Genomic DNA, 19481 nt, shown 5'->3' with positions numbered 1-19481 from the left:
TCTGCCTTGTTGAGAACGCCTTGCCATATGCCTTGCCCTTGCTTCATCCTTCATGCTTCTCATGTTACACGTCCATTGGAATCGCTTACATGTGATTTCTTACGGAAACAGTCGAATAAAATGCGGAGTTGAGCGCGGCCTGCCGAAAACAAAAAAACGGGCTTTCGCCCGTTTCTGTTATGAAGATGCGTGGAAGCGTCCTCAGCCTTATTTATCGTAGAAAGGAAACAGCAGCTTCTGGTTCTCCTCGTCGTACATATTTTGCTTCGTGATCACCAGAGACCCCGTATCGATCACCTTCGGCACCTTTTTGTCCTGGAACGCCTCCACCGCCGTTTTGATGCTGAGGTACCCCATCTGGAACGGCTTCTGGATCACGGTCGCCTGCATCGCTTCTTCCTCCAGCAGCTTGATCTCGTTAACGGAGCTGTCGAACCCGATCAGCTTGACCTGGCCCTGCCGCCCCATCTCCTTGATCGCTCGCGCCGCGCCGACTGTCGTCGGCTCGTTCAGGCCGATGATTCCCCGCACGTCCGGATTGTCTTCGAGAACCTGCTTCGCCATTTGGTAGGCGTTCGTCTCCGACCCGGCCGCATTGAAGGTGTCCATCAGCTCGATGTCCTTCCTCCCCTCCAGCATCAACCGGACTCCCCGTTCCCGGTCGATAAGAGAAGCCGCAGTCTGCACGTAGTTGATGATCGCGATCTTGCCGGGCCCGTCCAGATGCCGCAGCATTTCCATGCCCGCGGCTTGTCCCGCTTTGATGTTGTCCGTAGCGATCACGCTCTCCGCGATGTCCGAATTGATGCCGGAATCGACGATGAAGAAACGAATGCCCCGCTTCGCCCCTTCCTCGACGGCAGGCACCAGTCGATTTATATCGTTGGCCGCCAGAATAATGGCATCCGGCTTTTTCTCGATTGCTTGCTCGACCAATGCGATCTGCCCGTCGATATCGGCGTCGGAACGGGAACCCGTCACCTCCACGGACGGCCCGAACTCGTTCGTCGCGACTTCGATCCCGTCCTTCATCACCTGCCAGAACTCAATGTTTTTGTCGGTCGATTTGATAATGACTTGAATATCGATTCTCTCGGGCTTCGCAAGCTTGCCGATCAGATATTGGCCGAGCAATACGAGGGCAATGACGGCAGCGACGGCTCCTAGAATGGTTCGAAGGCGGCTCGCGATCATCGGTCACTCTCCCTGCTCCAGCGGATTAGATGTCTTCGGCAACGTAATCGTCACCTTCGTTCCGGCGCCAGGCCGGCTTGAATAGGACAGGCCGTATTGCAATCCGAAATAGAGCTGGAGCCGTTCATGCACATTCCGCACGCCGACTCCTCTGCCTTCCTTCCTTATGGCCGTCGGAAGCAGCAACGTCCGGACCGTCTCCTCGTCCATGCCGATGCCGTTGTCTTCGACAACAAGCATCAGATCGTTCTCGGTCTCTTCCGAGGTTATCGTGATGAAGCCCATGCCTTTCTTCTTCTTGATCCCGTGATAGATCGCGTTCTCGACGATGGGCTGCAGGATCACCTTAATCGTGTAGAAATGCTGCGCGGAATCGCCGATGTCGATCGAATAGTCCAACTTATCGCTGTAGCGCATCTGCTGGATTCGCAAATAGTTCGTGATGTGCTCGATCTCGTTCTTGACGGGCACCAGCTCCTCTCCCTTGCTGATCGAAGCTCGGAACAGCTTGGCGAGAGCCGATGTCATCGCGATGACCTCCCGGTTCTTGTTGCTCTCGGCCATCCAGACGATCGAATCGAGCGTGTTGTATAGGAAGTGAGGATTGATTTGCGCCTGCAGAGCGTTGATCTCGCTCTGCCGCTTCTGCTCCTGATCGAGAATGATCTGGTTCATCAGCTCCTTGATCTTGCCGACCATTAGATTGAACGCCCTCGCCAGCCTTCCGATCTCGATCGTCCTCGGCACTTGCACATGGATATCGAAGTTGCCGCGCTCTACTTCCTTCATATGCCTCTCCAGCTGCCGGATCGGGCGGCTGACCCGTTGAGTGAGATAGATCGCGATCATCGCCGCCAGCACGATGCACATCAGAGCCAGCGCGAGGAAGCCCAGCTTCAAATTCTCCTGATTCTGCGCAAGCTCGTTCACGTAAGAGACGCCGACGATCTTCCAGCCGAAGTCGGAATCCTGCACCGTATACATTCGGCTGTCGCCGCCTTCATTGCTCGTGAACGTTCCGTTCTTCGCCTCCAGCACCTTGCCGATCATCTCGGACTTCAGATTGCTATAGATCAGCTGCTGCTGAGGATGATAGACGAGCCTTCCGTTCTGGTCCACGATGAAGACGTAACCGCGATGCCCGAGCTTGATGTCCTTAAGGATATCGTTCATGACGCTGAAATTGAGGTCGACGAGGAACACGCCCAGGCTCTGTCCGTCCCGGCCGATCAGCTCCCGGCTCAGCGACACCACCCACGGATAACGGTCTTTGAAAATAGGCTGGACATGAGAGGACGAGATCACGTTCTCTCCGTGGGCCGCGATCGCATCCGTATACCATTTCATGGCGCGCAGATCGACATACGGATTCCAATCAAGATCCTGGCGTCCCGTCAGCAGCTTGTCGCCGTTGCCGATAATGTTGACCGAAGCGATATCCGTCCTCGAGACGAGCATCGACTCCAGGAAGTCGGTGATCGTCTCTTTCTGCTTCTTCTCTTCGGCCAAGCTCGAGAACGAAGAGGAGGACAGATATTCCACGACGGTCCGGTTGTTCGCGACGAGGTCGGACATATAAGTCATTCCGTTCACGTACGAGTTGATGTTCTTGTTGACCTGCTTGACGATCTCCGCGGTGTAGGATTGCGCATTCGACTGAACGGATTCTCTCGAGAGATAGTAGGACGTCACGCCCATGATGAGAATGGTCAGAAGAATCACCGCAACGAAGGCGAGCGCGATGTGGGTCTGAAAGCTGCGGATTCGGAAAAGAAGCCTCACGGGATCACGCTTTCTTTGACGTCGTTTTGAGACGGTAGTCGGTCGGGGTGTCGCCTGCGTATTTCTTGAACACTCCGCTGAAGTAATGCGGGTCGCCGTATCCGACCTCATGGGCGACCTCATAGCTCTTCATCGAGGTATTGGCCAGAAGCTCCTTGGCCCGCTCCATGCGCGCATAAGTCACCTGCTCGATAAAGGTCCGGCCGGTACGCTGCTTGAAGATGGCGCTGAAGTAGCTCGGGCTCATCGAGATATGCTTGCAGGCCGAGATCAGCGACAGGTCCGGGTCCTTCAGGTTCCTTCGGACATATTCGAGCGCCTTGTTCACCTGCGACGCGCTCTGGTCCTCGCGCAAGCTCCGGATCTTGGCGATTGTCGAGCGGCACAGCTCTCGCATCCACTCCTGCGTCTCGTCGAGAGATTCGAGGAACGCCATCTGCTGCACCGGGCTGTAAGCCGGCTCGGTCCCTTTCTGTTCGCCCGAAGTCATCTCGTAGGAAGTATGCACGATCGTCAGCACGAGCCGCTGCAGGTACATCTGGCAGATCTCCAAAGGCAGCAGACTCTTGCGAATGTCCGCGAAGAGCCGGTCCACCGCTTCGTCCATCTCTTCCGAAGTGCCGGTCTTCAGCTTCGTGACGAATTCGTTCTCCCAGGCGACTACGGACAGCTCCTCCGGCCTCCTGCGCTGCTCGACGTCGGACAGCCGGATGATGGCGTTATCTCCGATAACGAAGCGGTATTCGAGCGCCGATAACGCCGTGCGGTGAGCGAAGAGCAAGTCTTCCCGGTCGCGGCAGCTGCAGCCGATGCCGATCGAGAGCTTCACCGGGAGGATGGCCGTTACCGCCTGGTGCACTTCCTCCGCCACCGAGAGCGCCTTCTCTTGCAGCTCCTGCGGGTCGTTCCCCGACAACAAAGCGAGCACTCGATTCTCCCTGTCCCGGAAGACCGCCGTCCCCTCGCTTTTTGCTATTAATTCCTGCGCGACGTTAAACACCGCGAATCGGATGAGCTGCTGATCGGTGATCGATGCCGGCAGCTCCCAATTGTACTCGTCTACGTCGACAGCCAGCTCAACGAGGTGAGGTCCCGCCCATTCCAGCCGGAAATAGCTCATGCCCTCCTCCCTCTGGCGAACCGGCATCTCCGAGGTCATCAGCCGCTCCAGGAATCTCTCCCGAAGAACCGGCATGCTCTCCGCCAGCTCTCGCTTCAACTGCTCATAATCCTGTTCCCGGTTCCTCTTCGCGTCCAGTTCTTCCCGCAGCTTAGACAGGACCGCTCCCAGCTCGGAGGATGTAACCGGTTTCAAAATATAGTCCACGGCTTGCAGCTTTAACGCCTGCTGCGCGTAATCGAAATCGTCGTAGCCCGTCAGGATGATCACCTTCGCCTGCGGGTACTTCGCGGCCAGCTCCCGGGTTAGCTCCAGGCCGTCCATGAACGGCATCCCAATATCGGTCAAGACGACGTCGGCCTCTTCCCGCTCCATCGATTCGAGCGCGTCCGCTCCGTCCTCGTAGACGCCGGAGCATTCGAAGCCGAGCTCCGCCCAATTCATCTGGCTCTTGATCGCCTGCCGAACCAGCACCTCGTCATCGACGATAATAAGTTTGTACATCGGGTATGCCCTCCTTCGCGTTAGGGTCGGAACATCCTCTATAGACAGACTCTACTTTAGAATAGCCGTTTGCTCTAGGGGAGGGCAATGGGAAAAAATCTTCTGCTGATCGAAGAATCTCCTGGAATCTTCGCAAGGGCATGGATAGACGAAGACATCACCTTGAAAAGTTGTTATGGAACTTAAATCATTGTCATGGTAGCGCTACCAAAGACGCAGTATGATCAACATGCATCTCCAACAATCAATAGGAGGGTTAATTAATGAGAAGAAAACGACTGACAGGCGCTTTCTCACTGTTCGTCCTGCTTTGCATCCTGTTCGCCGCCCCATCCTCGGCAGCAACGGTATTCTGGGAACCGCTTACTTACTTTAATTCGGCTACCTGGCAGAAATCGGACGGTTACTCGAACGGCGGCATGTTCAATTGCACTTGGAGGGCCAACAACGCAACATTCACCTCAGGGGGACAGCTTCGCTTGGCACTGACGAGTCCTTCATACAATACGTTCGACTGCGCGGAGTACCGTACCGTGAATAAGTACGGCTACGGGCTATATGAGGTCAGCATGATGCCGGCCAAGAATACGGGAATCGTATCGTCCTTCTTCACCTATACCGGACCCTCGGATGGTAAACCCTGGGACGAGATCGACATCGAATTTCTCGGAAAGGATACGACCAAGGTTCAATTCAATTACTATACGAACGGAGTCGGCGGACACGAGAAGCTGGTTGATCTTGGCTTCGACGCTTCGCAGAGCTATCATACGTACGCCTTCGACTGGCAGCCTGGCTACATCAAGTGGTACGTGGACGGGGCGCTGAAGCATACGGTGACGAGTAACATCCCATCCAATCCGGGCCGAATCATGATGAATCTGTGGAACGGCAAGGGCGTAGATTCATGGCTTGGTTCCTATAACGGCGCTAATCCGCTTTACGCCTATTACGACTGGGTTAAATATACGAGCAACTAAATCGTTAGCGAGTCAAAAAACCGTCATCGTGGAAGCGGCTTCCAGTCGGAAGCCGCATCGCGATGACGGTTCGTTGATAACGCGAATTCGAATGAACTATTTGGAGAATCTGTACCAATCGTTTACCTCATTGGTTATTAGGTCTCCGCCGTACTCAAACCATAGTTTTACGAACGCATCGAACTCGTCCGCCGAGGAGTCGCCGAACAAGATGGCTTCGAACGACTTCTGCTCAAGCTTCTGGATCAATTCCCAATTCGTCTTCATGGTTCGAGTCGGAGGACCGGTAAACTCATCCTTGCGCGAGGCATCCCGTTGCGATAATAAGACTTGCGCCACACCTCCGGGCAGCTCCTTCACGACTTGGGACGGGATGCGCGCTCCGTCAAACGTGAGCGTGTAAGAGGCAACCCGAATTCCTCCTTGAGGCAAATCTTCAGGGGCGATCGTCGGCTTACCGTCCTTCACTATCCAATCGTAGCCTTCCGCAAGTCCGTATTGGAACTCTCCCTTGGAGGTTGCATAATAGTCGAATAAGTAATTTTGGTATTTGAAAAAGATTTCGGGGTGCTTCATTTTTTTGTTAATCAGGATGGCGCCGTTAACGGGCAGCGTGCCCCGCCGAAGCACGATATCGCTCGCCCCCGAGGGTATCTGGATCGCTTCGTACTTGGCGTTCGGATTCGCCTTCGTTAACTCGGAGAGCGGCCAACCGTTCATCCAATAGGGTCCCGCGACGATGCCGGCTTTGCCTGACACGAATAGCTGAGCCGCTTTTGTCTCGTCGTACCACTGGCTTTCCGCAGGTACATAGCCTTTAGCAATCCAGGATTTAAGGAGACGAAGCGCGTCCTTCACTCCGGGTTGGATGGAGCCGTAAGCAAGCAGCCCATTATTCGTCCGGTTCCACTGTTTCGGTACGACGCCGAATGAGCCGAAGATCCAACTGCTGTCGGCCATCCACGTGTTGGCGCCGTGTGCGAAGCTTATCGTCAGCCCGTACGTGTCCTTCAAGCCGTTGCCGTCTGGATCCTGCTCGGTGAAAGCAGTTATGACTCGCTCCAACTCTTCCATCGTTCGCGGCTTATCGAGATGCAGCTTGTCCAGCCAGTCGCTTCGGATCCACAAGACCGGGTCGGAATTGTACTCGTAGTCTAGAATCGGAATCGCATACTTTCCGCCGGCCCGCGTCAAGGAGTCCCAGGCGGCCGGATCCTCGCGCATCGCTGCCTTCCATGTCGGGGAGGCATACCGGTCGAACAGCCCGCCAACCTCCGCGAACTGTCCGGAGTCAATCAGTTCCTGAACGACCTCTGCCTCCCGAGTGGTTACGATGTCAGGCAGCGTGCCTTTGGCCAATTCAATCCGGAGTTTGTTGCCATAGGAGCCGTTCGTGTCTTGTATCGTCCATTTATAGCGGATGCGAATACCCAGCCGTTCCTCAGCCCATCGCGTGTGCACATTATTTTCAAGAGTCTCTCCATTCGCGAAGACGGCGTTGGGAGTAACGGCTCCAACCGTCTCTAGCACAACAGGCGGGACGAACTTTCCAAGCTCATCATCATAATAGACATCGGAGTTGTTTTTAAGTGCGGCCGTTCCGTCAGGTCTAGTTCCATCGCAGCCGGCACACAAGATGACCGCAAGCAACATCGCGTACCAACGCAAATGCAATCTGGCTCCACCCCTATCGCCATAAACCGTCGAATTCTTGATCATAGTAACACATCCTTGCTCTTTCGACATGATATAATTTGATAAAAAGTGATATGTTACCATAAAGGATGATCATCTTGCGCCAGCACGTGAACCTTTTTGTCAAAATGTTGCTGTTATTCGTCGCCGTCATTTTCATTACGCTGTTGCTTTACGGACGTTCCTATCAACAAGACGTTAAAGTCATCACACAGCAAGTAACCAACGCCGATCTCAGCAATCTGGAATTCTTTGTCCAGCAGCTCGACGGCAACATTGATCAGCTGGCTACTACCGCTTATACGCTTCTTCGCGACCCAACCGTCCGCGACTTCGAGCAGATCGGGCTGCTTGACCATCTCATCGACCGCAATGAAACCATTCGAAGCGTGCTGGAGAAGCTGTCGCTTCAGTCTGTTACTAGCAACTTGGTGAATACCATTACGGTTTATAACGTGGAGAATAAGGATTATCTCTCTTCGGATTCGGATTCGCGAATCGACCCTTCGCTGTTGTCGTCCCCTCTTGCCAACGGATGGACCTATACAGCCCCAACCGACCAGCGAGCATCGGGAGGCGATTTCCGCATGGTGCTATCCGATCCGGCAGACTACTCATCAACCCCTCAGTTGGCCAACATGATCATGGAGGTTCGATTTCCGGCCTCCAATCTGCAGAAGTTGCTAGGCGATATCCAAGCTCCTTATGGCGGATACACATTCCTCTATCATCCGGGGATGGGTCTCATTAATCCCCCTGGCACGGACGCGAACATTATTCAAGGACTCGTGTCAAGTCTGGGTAATCTGTCCTCGCAGAAGAACGACTACTCGATTGTCACGTATAAGGACAAGCGCTATCTTGTCAGCAGCGTCTGGTCTTCCTCGCTTGGTTGGCAAGTTATTCACTACTCGCCGCTGGAACAAATGTTGAAGCCCCTGGAGAGCAGCCGCAGCTCGTTTTTCACGGCTTCGTTCGTCCTGCTAGGACTTGGCATCCTGTTCTCGCTCCTATTGTTCCGGCAAATCCAGCGCCCGATTAACGTACTGCTGAGAGCGGTCAACCGGTTGAAAGAGGGCCAATGGTCGACAAGGATCCGGCTGAAGACCAACAGCGAATTCACCGTGTTGAACGAGTCGTTTAATGAGATGGCTGTCCAAATTCAATCTCTCATCGAGCGAGTCTACATGGAGCAGCTTCGCGCCAAGGACGCCTACCTGAAGCAACTGCAGTCTCAGATCAATCCTCACTTCCTCTACAATTGCCTCTTTTTCATAAAGAGCAAGGCGGGTGTTGGAGATACCGCGGCCGTGACCGCAATGGCTCTCAATCTCGGCGAATACTACCGTTATATCACCCGACTAGACCATGACATGACGACAGTAGGGGACGAGCTTAAATTGCTGGAAAACTACCTGTCAATCCAGAACTTACGCAAACAACGCATCGAATATAATATCGAAGTGCCTAAGCCGCTGCTTGGCGAGGCGATTCCGAGGTTACTGATCCAACCGCTCGTAGAGAATGCCATTGTTCACGGCATCGAGAAAAAGGCAGGCGCCGGCTACATCAGCATCAGCGGCAAAGCCATTGGCGAGCATATTGAATTCACCGTTGAAGACAGCGGGGCCGGTATGAACGATAGCGAGATTAACGGGTTGCTTGCCAAACTGAACGAGCCCGAACGGGGCGAAAGCGGCTGCGGCCTGTGGAACGTACAGCAGCGCCTCAAGCATCAGTTCGGACCCGCTTCGGGGCTGTCTATTCAACCATCCGAGCTAGGCGGTATCCATGTAAAACTTCGAATAGACAAGAAAGAGGGAAAATAGGATGCTTCAAATCTTGCTTGTAGACGACGAGCCGTACGTCGTGGATGACCTGTCCGTCACGATCCCCTGGCAGGAGCTCGGCTTCGAACAGGTCCACATTGCCTACTCCGGAATGGAGGCGTTGGAGATTCTGCAACGGCATCCAATCGATATCCTTGTCACGGATATCAACATGCCGCAGATGTCTGGAATGGAATTGATCGATGTTGTTCGCGATCGTTGGAAACATGTCAAGTGCTTATTGCTCACGGGCTACGCTGAATTCGAGTACGCCAAGCAGGCGATCGAGCGGCAAGCAAGCGCCTATCTGCTTAAGCCCGTAGCCGACGAATTCATGATAGATACGCTCAAGCAGCTCCAACAACAAATTCGTTTGGAATGGGAAGCCTTGTCCTCCCAGCAGCGAACAACGCAAACGCTTCGCGAGCACCTGCCATTGCTGCGTGACAAGCTGCTGAACGAGCTGCTTCTTGGAAGCCGCCTATCCAGGTCCGCGCTTGCGGACAAGATGGACAAGTTCGGTGTCCCCTTCTCCATCGGTGATCGTACTTCGTTGCTCGCTATTCGGCTAGAAGCGTTTTTCCAACAGCAGGACTTAAACAGTCTGTTGCTGTTCGAATATGCCATCGTTAACATCGCCAGCGAATTGCTCCAAGAACACTTTCGAATCTGGTCGTGCAAAGATACCCACGACTATCTCCTATTCCTGGTGGCGGCCAAGCCGCGAGCCGACATAGGGAACGTTGAGCAGGACGATACGGAGGAGGCTGCGAAAGCCGATGCAGCCCTTCTTGAACGTATCGCTTATCAATTGCAAAAAAACGTAAACGCGCTTCTCGGCGGCGGCATCTCCGTCGTCACGACCGATTGGGGCGTATTCCCGAATCGGACGCGCCAACTGTACCTCTCCGCGGTAACGACGATTCGACAGAGGATCGGACCGGAGACAGGCGTCTACCTGTCAGGAGGAGAATCCGTGATCCCTGCCGGTATCTCTTCGCTCCAATCCCTCTATGAGCCTCCGACGCTATTCCATCTGTTCGAGACGAATAGCTGGGATGCAATCAAGGACAAGCTGGCTTCCATCGCCGAAGAGTTGAAAGGCCGGGAGGATCTGTCTCCCGAACATGTTCAGGAAGCCCGCCATTACCTCGAGAGCGTCTTCTACTACATCGCCCATCGAGGCAATCGTCTTCTCGGCGAGATTGTCGACCTGCCGCAATTGGCGATACGGACCGTACACACGGCGGATCAACTGCGAGAATGGGCATCCGCCGTGCTGTCGCAATTAAAGAACGAATTCGATGCCGAACGGTTGGACCAGCGCAAGCAGTTGATCACTCAGGTACATGATTTTGTTGATCAGAATCTTCATTATGTCTCTCTTCATGCGATTGCGGACCATGTAGGCTTGCATCCGGTTTACTTGTCCAAGATCTACAAATCCGAGACGGGGAAGAGAATAAGCGACTATATTCTTAACTTGAAGATGGAGAAAGCCACCTATCTGCTCTCTCATTCGCCGCTCAAGATCTACGAGATATCCGCACAGCTCGGCTATTCCAACGCGCATTACTTCATCAAGCTCTTCAAAGAATTCAACGGGCTCACTCCTCAGGAGTACCGGGATTCGAGAAAGAGTTGACTTGCGGATGCGGATCGCGCTTCTATGAATTACCCTTTTACCGCGCCGGCCGTCATGCCGCTAATAAAGTAGCGCTGCGTCATAAAGAAGATAGCCATGACTGGAAGCGTGACGACGGTAGAAGCGGCCATAAGAAGGTCATAGCGCGTATTATATTGGCCCACGAACAAGCGGATTCCTACCGGAATGGTCTGCACGTCCGAGCTGGTCGTAAGCACCCAGGCGAATAGAAGCTCGTCCCAAGCCGTCAGGAAAATATAGATGCAGGTCGCGATAATGCCGGGCACCGACAACGGAAGGATAACCTTGTAGAAGGCTTGAAACTTCGTACATCCGTCGATGACCGCGGACTCCTCGAGATCGCGGGGAATCGAAACGAAGAAGCTGCGCATGATCCAGATGCTGATCGGCGTATAGAAGGCCGTGTACACCAGGATCATTCCCCAGTAAGTGTTGATCATCGGAATGCCGAGCGCCTGCTTGATCCACAGGAACATCAGATAGATCGGGAATAGGAACATGATGCCCGGGATCATCTGCGTCGAGACGATGCTTAGGCTGACCGTGCGCGAGCCCGCGAACCGAAAGCGGGCAAGCGCATAGCCGGCCATGACGGCGAAGGCGCCGGCAAACACAGTCGTTAACCCGCAAATCAGCAGGCTGTTGCGGAAATAGACGGCGAAATTGACCGTTTCCCACATATTTTGGTAATTCGACCACTGCGGAGACGGGAGTGCGAGAGACGTAATGCCGTTCAGAATCTCGCTGTTCGAATGCAACGAGGTGAATACCATCCACAAAATCGGGAACACCGTAATAAAGACGATGATCCAGGTGAGAGTTGTAAGCGATAAACTTGCCAGTTTGGCCGAATTGCGTCTTGTCATTGCGAGTTCAACTCCGATCTGAACGTTCGATACCAGATGCCTACGAAAACAAGCATAACGACCATTAACAGGAACGAAGCTGCGGAGCCTGACCCGAATGCCCAATACCCAAACGATTGCCGGGTAAGCGCCGTCATGAGAAGATCTCCCCATTCGCCGGGATAGCCGGCTCCATTGCCGAACATGGTAGAAACGATGTTGTACGAGTAGACGTTATTAATGAACTGGAACAACAGCTGGACGGCGATAACCGGCTTCAACAAAGGCAGCGTGATATGGACGAACTGACGCAGCTTGTGGGCGCCGTCGATGCGGGCCGCTTCGTAAATATCCTCGGGTATCGTTTGAAGAGCCGCCAGGAAGACGACCATGAGGAAGGGCCAGCCCCGCCAGATCGTCGGGATGATAATCGCCCAGATCGTATTGTGACCGATCAGCCAGAACGGCTTCTCCCCCATAAGGTGCAGCAGATCGACCAATATATAATTAATGATACCGTCGCGCTGCCACATGAATCCCCACAATACCCCTACCACATAAGACGGTACAACCCATGGAAGCAGCATGGCGGTTCGAGCGATTCCGCGTCCTGGGAACGGCCGGTTCATCAGCATCGCGACTAGCAGCCCCCAAGCCAATACAAGGAAGGTGACCACAATCGTGTAGATGACCGTGTTGCGCACCGCGAATCCCATGCCTTGCCGGATGGGATTGCTTTCGTCGAACAACAGCGACTTGTAATTATCGAAGCCGATGAATGGCGCTCGCAAATATTGGGCTAGCGTGAATTGGTTCAGCTTCAGCATCGACATGACGATGCCCTGCGCCATCGGCAGGAAGTGGACGAGCAGCATGAACAGAAGCGTTGGAACGATGAGCATATACGCGAATCGGTTGGTCCTGAAGGACTTCTGAAGAGAAGTATAGCTATTGGCTTTGCGCTTCGTCACATTATCGGGTTGCATCGGGTTGTCCTCGCTTTCGGGAAAGGAGCGTCTCGCGCCGGCTCGGCGCGAGACGCCCCTATGTTCATCGTACTTATTGCTTGATAATGCTATTGACCTCGCTTGCCGCGTCATTCATTTCTTTCTGGATGCTGTCTCTATCGTACTTACCCTTCACGCCTGCAACGATATCCCAAATATTGGCGAAGTGCTTTTGGAGTGCCGTCTCGGTTGGACCCCACTGCGGGATGGACGGGTAGGACTTGCCATACTTCGTCGCTTCCGCAAAAGCCTTCATGTTGGCATCAAGATCCGGCGATTCGATCAGGTTCTTATTCGCAGGCAATTGGCCGGATATATCCGCGTAAGCCTGCTGAGCCTCGACCGTGCTCAGATATTTGATGACTTCCCAGGCTGCGTCTTTATTCTTCGAGCCCTTGAACACCGTCAGATCGCTGCCTCCGATGAAGGTGGACTGTCCGGAAGGTCCAGCCGGCAGCGGAGAGATTGCGAACTGCTTGGCCGCCGCCTTATCGTCCATGCCGCCGGCCTTGGACGGTGTTGCGAAGTTCTTCGCCAGCCATGGACCGGTAATGATGACAGCGGACTTGCCGTCGCCGAAGTCGCTCTCGATCTGCGAGGAGTTCTTCTCCAGCGAGCTTTTATCCACGAGGCCTTCGTTGGCGAGGCCAGTGTAGTACATGACGCCGTCGACTCCCTTGTCGTCGTTGAACGTTACCGACTTGTGGTCCGCGCTCAGAACGTCACCGCCTGCTGCCCAGATCCATGGGAATATGTTGTGCACGACGTTCCAGTCGTTTTTCCCCGGAACCCCGAGCGCTGCGACCTTTTTGCCGTCTAACGTGACTCCGTTGACTTTCTCCAGCGCGGACTTGAACGAATCCCATGTCTTGAACGCTTCGGCCGGGTCGACGTTCGCCGCCTTGAAGGCTTCCTTGTTGTAATAGATGGCCCGGGCGTCCACGAACCACGGCACGCCATAAATGTCTTCCTTGCCTTCGATCTTAGTCGTGTTCCAGCTGGCAGGAAGGTAGCTGGCCTCTCCTCCAACGTCGCCCATCTTGTCCGTGATCTTGTCGATGCCGCCCATGCTTGCAATCGCCGGCACCCAAGTCGTGCCGAGCTGCAGGATGTCTGGGCCTTCGCCGCTGGTTGCTGCCGTCGTTATCTTCGTCCAAGCGGAACCCCAGTCCAGCACGGTTACCTTCAGCGTAACGTTCGGATGTTCCTTCAGGTACGGATCCATGACCTTGAGGAAGTCTGCGTCCGGTTTCGGGCTGTTCGGCATGATCCAAGCCGACAACGTAACGGGATCTGTCTGCGCGGAGGGCGATGCTTGTCCGCTTGCGCTCGCGGAAGGCGATGCCGATGTGGTTGCGGCCGCTTGGCCGTCGCCGCCGTTGCCGGAATTGCTCCCGCAACCCGCAAGCAGCAAGGTCGATGCCATTACAGTCGAGAATACGGTCCATTTCTTGTTTCGCACTGTGAATCCCCCTATAGCAAGATATGATTTTTTTTGAAGAACGGGTCACCCGTCCTCGCAATTCGATTATAGGAGCCCCGTTCTTCACCTTAAATAACAAATCCCAAGCTTGCGTAACAAATAATAAACAATCCGATGCTACTTCTCAGGTTGATAGATTCTCACGTAATCGACAACCATCGACTGCGGAAAAATCGAATCGTCCACTCCCTGCTGGCCGCCCCAAGAACCGCCCACCGCGATGTTCATGATTAAATGGAAGGCTTGGTCGAAAGGCCAGGCACGCCACTCGTCCCCTTGATCTTCCGGCCCCGGCGCATAGGAGAAATAGGTTGTGCCGTCCACGCTGATCTGCACCTTATCCGGCGTCCAGTCCAGCGCGTAAACGTGGAACGTACGGTCCGCATCGGGAATCAAGGTCTGAGCGGACTTCTGGTTGTTCTTTTTCCAATAATACTTCTCGGTATGGACCGTGGCGTGCACGACGCCCGGCTCGAATCCGACATGCTCCATAAGGTCCATTTCGCCGCTGGAAGGCCAACCTCCATAAACCGATTCGGTCGGCATCATCCAGATCGCCGGCCAGATTCCGGTTCCGGTAGGAATCTTGGCGCGAACCTCAATATGACCGTACTTCCAGTCTCCCTTACCGCGGCTGACCAAACGCGTCGACGTATAATCGTGTCCCTCGTACGTTTCTTTGCGCGCTGTGAGCGTGAGATAGCCGTCGCGGACAACGGCGTTTTCTTGCCGCGCCTCCGCGTAATACTCCAACTCGTCATTGCCCCAGCCATCCCCGCCGACGTCATAACTCCACTTGCTGCTGTCGGGCAGTCCGTCTTTGTCGAATTCGTCATGCCAGACAAGCTTCATCCCCGGCCGTTCCGGGATTTGGTGATTCTCTCCGGCGGAACAGCCGGCCAGAACAGTCCCGAATAAGAGCCATACGCACGCCCAGCGTATCTTTTGGATTTTCCACCCGACGATAAACCGCTTCATTACGTTTCACCCTCGTCGGTTAGCACGATATCGTCGATATCGACCGCCGCGGCTCCGTCGCCGGCTTCCACTCGGCCCAGCTCGAAGGTCAATCTGCCGATTAACGTGCTGTCCGGTCCGACGTCGAACGTGTACGTGTAAGTCTGCTCATCCGTCCCCAATTCGACGATATGGCTGCCATAGCCATGCCAAGCGTAATTGTCTGCTGCGTCCAGCCAACCGACGCTGATATTCATCTTGCGCGGAACCGTCGTCTTCGCCTTGAAAGTCAATTTATAGCGGTGCCCGTTCGTATAGGGCAGACCCTCGAAATAAACCTGGCGATCCCAGCTGTTCGCGCCTGGACTGGACACATCGATATGCAGCGTGCCTTCGTCTCCATGACGAATAGACAGCTCGCCCGCGTCAACCGAATAGCTGCTCCAGCCGGGGACTCCGGCTGCGAAGTCACCGTTCGGAACGAGATTGACGCCTTCGGTGATTCCCGCAAGCGACGGATCGACACGGATTAGGGAGATCTTGCTCAGGCTGATCTCATGCGCCCCCGAAACGTCTCCGACCTTCCCCATGCTGAACTGCAGCACGGCGCTGGATTCATCGCTTGGGGAGACGAAGATATAATCGAACGCCTTCTTATCGGTACTGAGCTCGGTCTCGCGTTCCAGATAGGTCGTCCAGTTGCCGTCGACGCTGCCGTCATGCTGGACGAGCGCGACGATGTCGCGGGGGATCGTTGAAGCCGCTTCGAAACGAAGCCTGTACGCCGCTCCTTGCTTCAGCGTCTTGCCTTCTTGCTTCACCTGAACGTTCCAGACTTCCGTGCCCGGGCCGCCGAGATTGACTCGAAGCATGCCGTCCACGGCCTCCATATTCGTGTCCTTGACCGGATCGGATTCTTCCCAGTCTTTCTTGAACAACGCCCACCCCGACGTTCCTTGGCTGAAGTCGCCGTTGACGGCGAGCTCTGCCGACAATTCCACCCGAGCCAGGCTGAAGCCCGATCCGGATACCCGGAGGAAGCTAGTACCTGCAGGGATATCCAGCGCGGGCAGCGAGACTGTCTGATCGCTCTCCATGCCCTCAGTCCCCGCCTCAACGGTCATGATCTCCTCCAAATTCGAATCTAGCAAGGCGACCTTCACCTCGGCGTCAGGCGCTGTATCCGCTAGGCGTAACGACGGCACATAGACCCCGTTGCTAGACATGCGGAACTTGTAGTCCGCGTAGCCGCCGGCATCGAACCCGGCTAACTGCCGCGCACCGTTGACCGCGGTCTTCTCCGTTACGCCTTCGGCGTTCCAGTAGGAAGCGGCGGCCCAATTCAGATAGCTGTCGAGGGCAGGAGGCGCCGCGCGCCGGACCAGCCTGACGTTGTCGATATAGACGGTGCCCGCCGTTCCTCCGAGCTGGAAGGAGAGTGCCGCGGCAGAAGCCTGCTCGCCCGATCGAATGGTGATATCCTTGGCATACGAGCGCATGTCCTCCGTCAATTCGACCGTATCGCCGCCACCATATTGGACATCGCCTGGCGTTCCTACGGACAACGCTAGGCTTATCGTCCTGGCTCGGTCGGCTTTCGCATCAAAGGTGAGCGTGTAGGATTCGCCCTCGGCCAGAGGCAGCTCGTCCTGTATAAGTTGGACATCTTCCGGTAGCCCGGAGTCTTCCGACAATACCGCCATAAACTGCCTCTGCATGTATGGGAATTCGAGCTCATTGCTAACCGAAGCCGAGGCGCGGGCCGCATCAGAGCTTACGAAACGCCAATAGCCCAATCGGGCCGAGCCTTGGTCGAAGCCGCCGTTGAAGATCAAATTGCCGTCCGGCAGAGCCTTCCGCGGCTCGACGGTCGGCGTTGTCTCCGTCACGCGCACGTTGGCGAAGTATGCCGCTGCCGTTCCAAGTCCCAGATTGAACTCGAACCTCGCGTTGTTGTCGCTTGCCGAGTTCATATTGAATGTATATTCATAAGTCTGCCAATCCTCGGTTAACGAGAAGTTGCGCTCCTTCGAGTAGGCCGTCCAGCCTCCGCCGAACTCGGTCACCTTGCTCATAAGCGGCCGCGGCTCGTCCGCTTTCGCATCGAAGGTCACCTTGTACGCTTTCCCCTTCTCTAGATAAAGCGGACGCTGCGTCAATTGAATCGAATAATTTTGTACGCCTGCCGACGTGATGGCCACCTTGGCGGCCTTGCCCTTGACGGCATCGTTGACGACGGAGACGCTGCCGTCACCGCCAGCATTCAACAGAAATTCCCAATCGGTCGGTGCCCCTCCCGTTCCCGTTCCGCCCGTGTAATCGCCATTGTAGATCTGGTTGCCGTCAGGCAGCGGTTCGCGCTGCGGCTCCACGCCAGCCGACAAGTCCGGGCGCTGGCCCGTCACATCCGGCCATTCGGAGAGGTGTTTGTACTCATACACGCGTACGTAGTCGATATCCATCCGGTCGGTCTGGAAGTCGGCCTTCGGATCGCCTGGCCAATCGCCGCCTACGGCTAAATTGAGAATCATATAGAAAGGTCTGTCGAACGGCGCGGGGTACGTATAATAATCCGCTTGTCCGTCTTCCTTCGTTCCCCAATCGCGGCTTTCAAAATAGAGATGACCGTCGACATAATACCGGATCAAACCCGGGAGCCACTCCATCGCAAAATCATGGTAATCGTCCGCAAACGTCTGCCCTTTCGGCAGCGTATAGGTTTTCGATTGCGAAGCATGCGGTATATCATAATGAAGCGAACCATGCACCGTTCTCGGATAGACTTCGGCGTTGGCCTGATCGCTGGCAGGCGGACCGGTTAGCTCCATGATGTCCATCTCTCCGCTGCCCGGCCATGGTCCATATTGCTCCTGTTCGTCCGTCGGCATCATCCAGATAGCCGGCCACATTCCTTGTTGAATCGGCAGTTTGGCGCGAACGACAAACTTGCCGTAGGTCCAATCGCCTTTCAGCCTCGATGTCAGCTTGGCCGATGTGTAGCTTCGGCCTCCGTAGTCCTCTCGCTTTGCGGTTAGCCGAAGCACGCCTTTTGCGCCGTCCTTGACGAGCGAGGCATTGTCAGGCCGATAATATTCGAGTTCGTTGTTGTACACGGTTCCCGAATCGGTGACATTCCACTTGGATGAATCAATCGAATCGCCATCGAATTCATCGTGCCAAACTAGCTTCCAGTCGCCCGGGGTTGCGGCCCCCCCGCCAGTGTTGCCGCCAGACTCGCCAGTATCGACGGATCCGCTTCCCGCGTCTGTCGTTTCCGAAGGCTGGAGATCCGCTCCTTTTGCTATCGGTCGGCCATTTAAACTCACGTTCTCAGCTTCCGACAGAAGCCGTTTGAGCTTCCCTTTGTTCACAATATTCGTCCCGGACGCAGCCGCTTCTATGCGGAGAGTCTCCACTTGCGAATCGGCCGAAATCTCAATCGTCGTCGGTCGGACTGCGATCAGCTCCTCGGCAGAAGTGCCTTGCTCGAGCAAGATGCGAACGGCCGATTCCTTCTTAGCAGATATCACGGTTCCAAGCTGGGACTGTCGAAAATGGATCGAATTCGCGCCGCCGCCCTCGATGAGCGTACGCCCTTTTACCTTGATCCCTTCGAACGCAGCGTCCCCATCGCCGACGCCGGCGGTCACGTAAAGATTGCCTTGTACCGCCGCGCCGTCAAGCTCGACTCCGGACAGATTAACAAAGGCATTGCCCTTAATCTCGTCCACCCGGTAACTGCCCGCTTGCGAGCTCATCCACGCGATCGCGCGGTCGAGGATAGCCGCCGCCTCGGCTCGAGTGAGCGCTTGCTCAGGATGCAGCTCCCCCTTGTTGTCTCCCTTCAGATAACCGGACTGAGCTGCAGCCGCTACGTACAATTGCGCATAGGGTGCAATTTTTCCCGCATCCGAGAACCTAGCATTGGCTTTAGGCTCCGCTTCCGGTTCCATTCGAAGCGCTCTTGCCAGCATAATAGCGGCATCCTGGCGGGCCAACTGGCCGAGCGGCCTAAACGTGCCATCCGGATATCCTTGGATGATCCCCGCTTCACGCGTCTTGAGCACATCTTCCGCATACCAGTCGGAGGCGCTTACATCTTTAAAATCGTTAGTCCCCGCAGAGGCGAACTTAAATACCCGGTTCAGCATCGAGGCGAACTCCGCCCTGCTGACGGGATTGTCTGGCATGAAGTTTCCGCTCGGATCGCCCTTCACAATGTTAAGCCCGCTAAGACGCAGAACCGCATTAGTCGCCCAATGGCCTCCCATATCGGAATAGGATGTCTGCCCGTCAGACTTCCCGGAAGCCGCGATGGAGCTCTCGGTTCCTGTACCGGCCGGACCTCCACTTGTCCCAGCCGCCATTGTCACTTTCCCGGGATCCTCTTTCGCGGATGCGGCTAGTGGCAATGCAGAC

Annotated in this window: 12 protein-coding genes; 3 read left to right on the top strand and 9 right to left on the bottom strand. The window is 55.2% G+C overall.

What is annotated here, in order from left to right; all coding sequences use genetic code 11:
* Positions 1 to 207: 207 nt before the first annotated feature.
* The 3 genes from ELR57_RS24760 to ELR57_RS24750 are packed head-to-tail and all read right to left on the bottom strand — an operon-like array spanning position 208 to position 4600.
* Positions 208 to 1194: a substrate-binding domain-containing protein gene (locus ELR57_RS24760; RefSeq protein ID WP_126962071.1), complete on the bottom strand. Its 987-nt coding sequence runs from the start codon at positions 1192 to 1194 to the stop codon at positions 208 to 210.
* Positions 1195 to 1197: 3 nt separating this feature from the next.
* The gene (locus tag ELR57_RS24755) at positions 1198 to 2976 is read right to left on the bottom strand and encodes a sensor histidine kinase (RefSeq protein WP_126962069.1); all 1779 of its coding nucleotides are present in this window, start codon (positions 2974 to 2976) and stop codon (positions 1198 to 1200) included.
* A gap of 4 nt (positions 2977 to 2980) precedes the next feature.
* Positions 2981 to 4600 carry a response regulator gene (locus ELR57_RS24750; RefSeq protein ID WP_126962067.1) on the bottom strand — a complete coding sequence of 540 codons (1620 nt, stop codon included), beginning with the start codon at positions 4598 to 4600 and terminating at the stop codon, positions 2981 to 2983.
* Positions 4601 to 4863: 263 nt separating this feature from the next.
* Between ELR57_RS24750 and bglS the strand changes: the two genes are divergently transcribed.
* The gene (gene bglS, locus ELR57_RS24745; RefSeq protein ID WP_126962065.1) at positions 4864 to 5580 is read left to right on the top strand and encodes a beta-glucanase; all 717 of its coding nucleotides are present in this window, start codon (positions 4864 to 4866) and stop codon (positions 5578 to 5580) included.
* Between the two features lie 96 nt (positions 5581 to 5676).
* On the opposite strand, the gene ELR57_RS24740 is transcribed toward bglS, so the two are convergent.
* The gene (locus ELR57_RS24740) at positions 5677 to 7254 is read right to left on the bottom strand and encodes an extracellular solute-binding protein (protein WP_158630158.1); all 1578 of its coding nucleotides are present in this window, start codon (positions 7252 to 7254) and stop codon (positions 5677 to 5679) included.
* A gap of 119 nt (positions 7255 to 7373) precedes the next feature.
* On the opposite strand from ELR57_RS24740, the gene ELR57_RS24735 reads away from it, so the two are divergent.
* Together ELR57_RS24735 and ELR57_RS24730 are read left to right on the top strand one after the other, a co-directional pair.
* Positions 7374 to 9104, top strand: coding sequence for a sensor histidine kinase (locus tag ELR57_RS24735; RefSeq protein WP_158630157.1), 1731 nt, complete (start codon positions 7374 to 7376; stop codon positions 9102 to 9104).
* Position 9105: 1 nt separating this feature from the next.
* Positions 9106 to 10749 (top strand): response regulator, encoded by a 1644-nt coding sequence (locus ELR57_RS24730; RefSeq protein WP_126962059.1) that lies wholly within the window; start codon positions 9106 to 9108, stop codon positions 10747 to 10749.
* Positions 10750 to 10778: 29 nt separating this feature from the next.
* On the opposite strand, the gene ELR57_RS24725 is transcribed toward ELR57_RS24730, so the two are convergent.
* From ELR57_RS24725 to ELR57_RS24705, 5 genes are all read right to left on the bottom strand, one after another.
* A complete protein-coding gene (locus tag ELR57_RS24725) occupies positions 10779 to 11636 on the bottom strand; it encodes a carbohydrate ABC transporter permease (protein WP_126962057.1) in 858 nt (285 codons plus the stop codon).
* Positions 11633 to 12601, bottom strand: coding sequence for a carbohydrate ABC transporter permease (locus ELR57_RS24720; RefSeq protein ID WP_126962055.1), 969 nt, complete (start codon positions 12599 to 12601; stop codon positions 11633 to 11635). The genes ELR57_RS24725 and ELR57_RS24720 overlap by 4 nt, the downstream gene beginning before the upstream one ends.
* Before the next feature lie 73 nt (positions 12602 to 12674).
* A complete protein-coding gene (locus ELR57_RS24715) occupies positions 12675 to 14084 on the bottom strand; it encodes a sugar ABC transporter substrate-binding protein (RefSeq protein WP_238162680.1) in 1410 nt (469 codons plus the stop codon).
* A 138-nt stretch (positions 14085 to 14222) separates the two neighbouring features.
* Positions 14223 to 15083, bottom strand: a complete 861-nt coding sequence (locus ELR57_RS24710) for a glycoside hydrolase family 16 protein (protein ID WP_126962053.1) — start codon at positions 15081 to 15083, stop codon at positions 14223 to 14225.
* Positions 15083 to 19429, bottom strand: a complete 4347-nt coding sequence (locus ELR57_RS24705; protein WP_238162682.1) for a carbohydrate binding domain-containing protein — start codon at positions 19427 to 19429, stop codon at positions 15083 to 15085. Before ELR57_RS24705 ends, ELR57_RS24710 begins: the two co-directional genes overlap by 1 nt.
* Between the last annotated feature and the right edge of the window lie 52 nt (positions 19430 to 19481).

The sequence above is a fragment of the Cohnella sp. AR92 genome (genome assembly GCF_003990975.1).
GTDB lineage: Bacteria > Bacillota > Bacilli > Paenibacillales > Paenibacillaceae > Cohnella.
Note: the sequence above shows the minus strand (reverse complement) of the source record. Positions and strands in the feature narration are given on the sequence as shown.

What these genes read in the sequence shown, in the direction of transcription:
- ELR57_RS24730 (WP_126962059.1), top strand. Translation starts at nt 9,106, where the DNA reads ATGCTTCAAATCTTGCTTGTAGACGACGAGCCGTACGTCGTGGATGAC.
- ELR57_RS24720 (WP_126962055.1), bottom strand. Translation starts at nt 12,601, where the DNA reads ATGCAACCCGATAATGTGACGAAGCGCAAAGCCAATAGCTATACTTCT.
- bglS (WP_126962065.1), top strand. Translation starts at nt 4,864, where the DNA reads ATGAGAAGAAAACGACTGACAGGCGCTTTCTCACTGTTCGTCCTGCTT.
- ELR57_RS24705 (WP_238162682.1), bottom strand. Translation starts at nt 19,429, where the DNA reads ATGGCGGCTGGGACAAGTGGAGGTCCGGCCGGTACAGGAACCGAGAGC.
- ELR57_RS24760 (WP_126962071.1), bottom strand. Translation starts at nt 1,194, where the DNA reads ATGATCGCGAGCCGCCTTCGAACCATTCTAGGAGCCGTCGCTGCCGTC.
- ELR57_RS24725 (WP_126962057.1), bottom strand. Translation starts at nt 11,636, where the DNA reads ATGACAAGACGCAATTCGGCCAAACTGGCAAGTTTATCGCTTACAACT.
- ELR57_RS24710 (WP_126962053.1), bottom strand. Translation starts at nt 15,083, where the DNA reads ATGAAGCGGTTTATCGTCGGGTGGAAAATCCAAAAGATACGCTGGGCG.
- ELR57_RS24750 (WP_126962067.1), bottom strand. Translation starts at nt 4,600, where the DNA reads ATGTACAAACTTATTATCGTCGATGACGAGGTGCTGGTTCGGCAGGCG.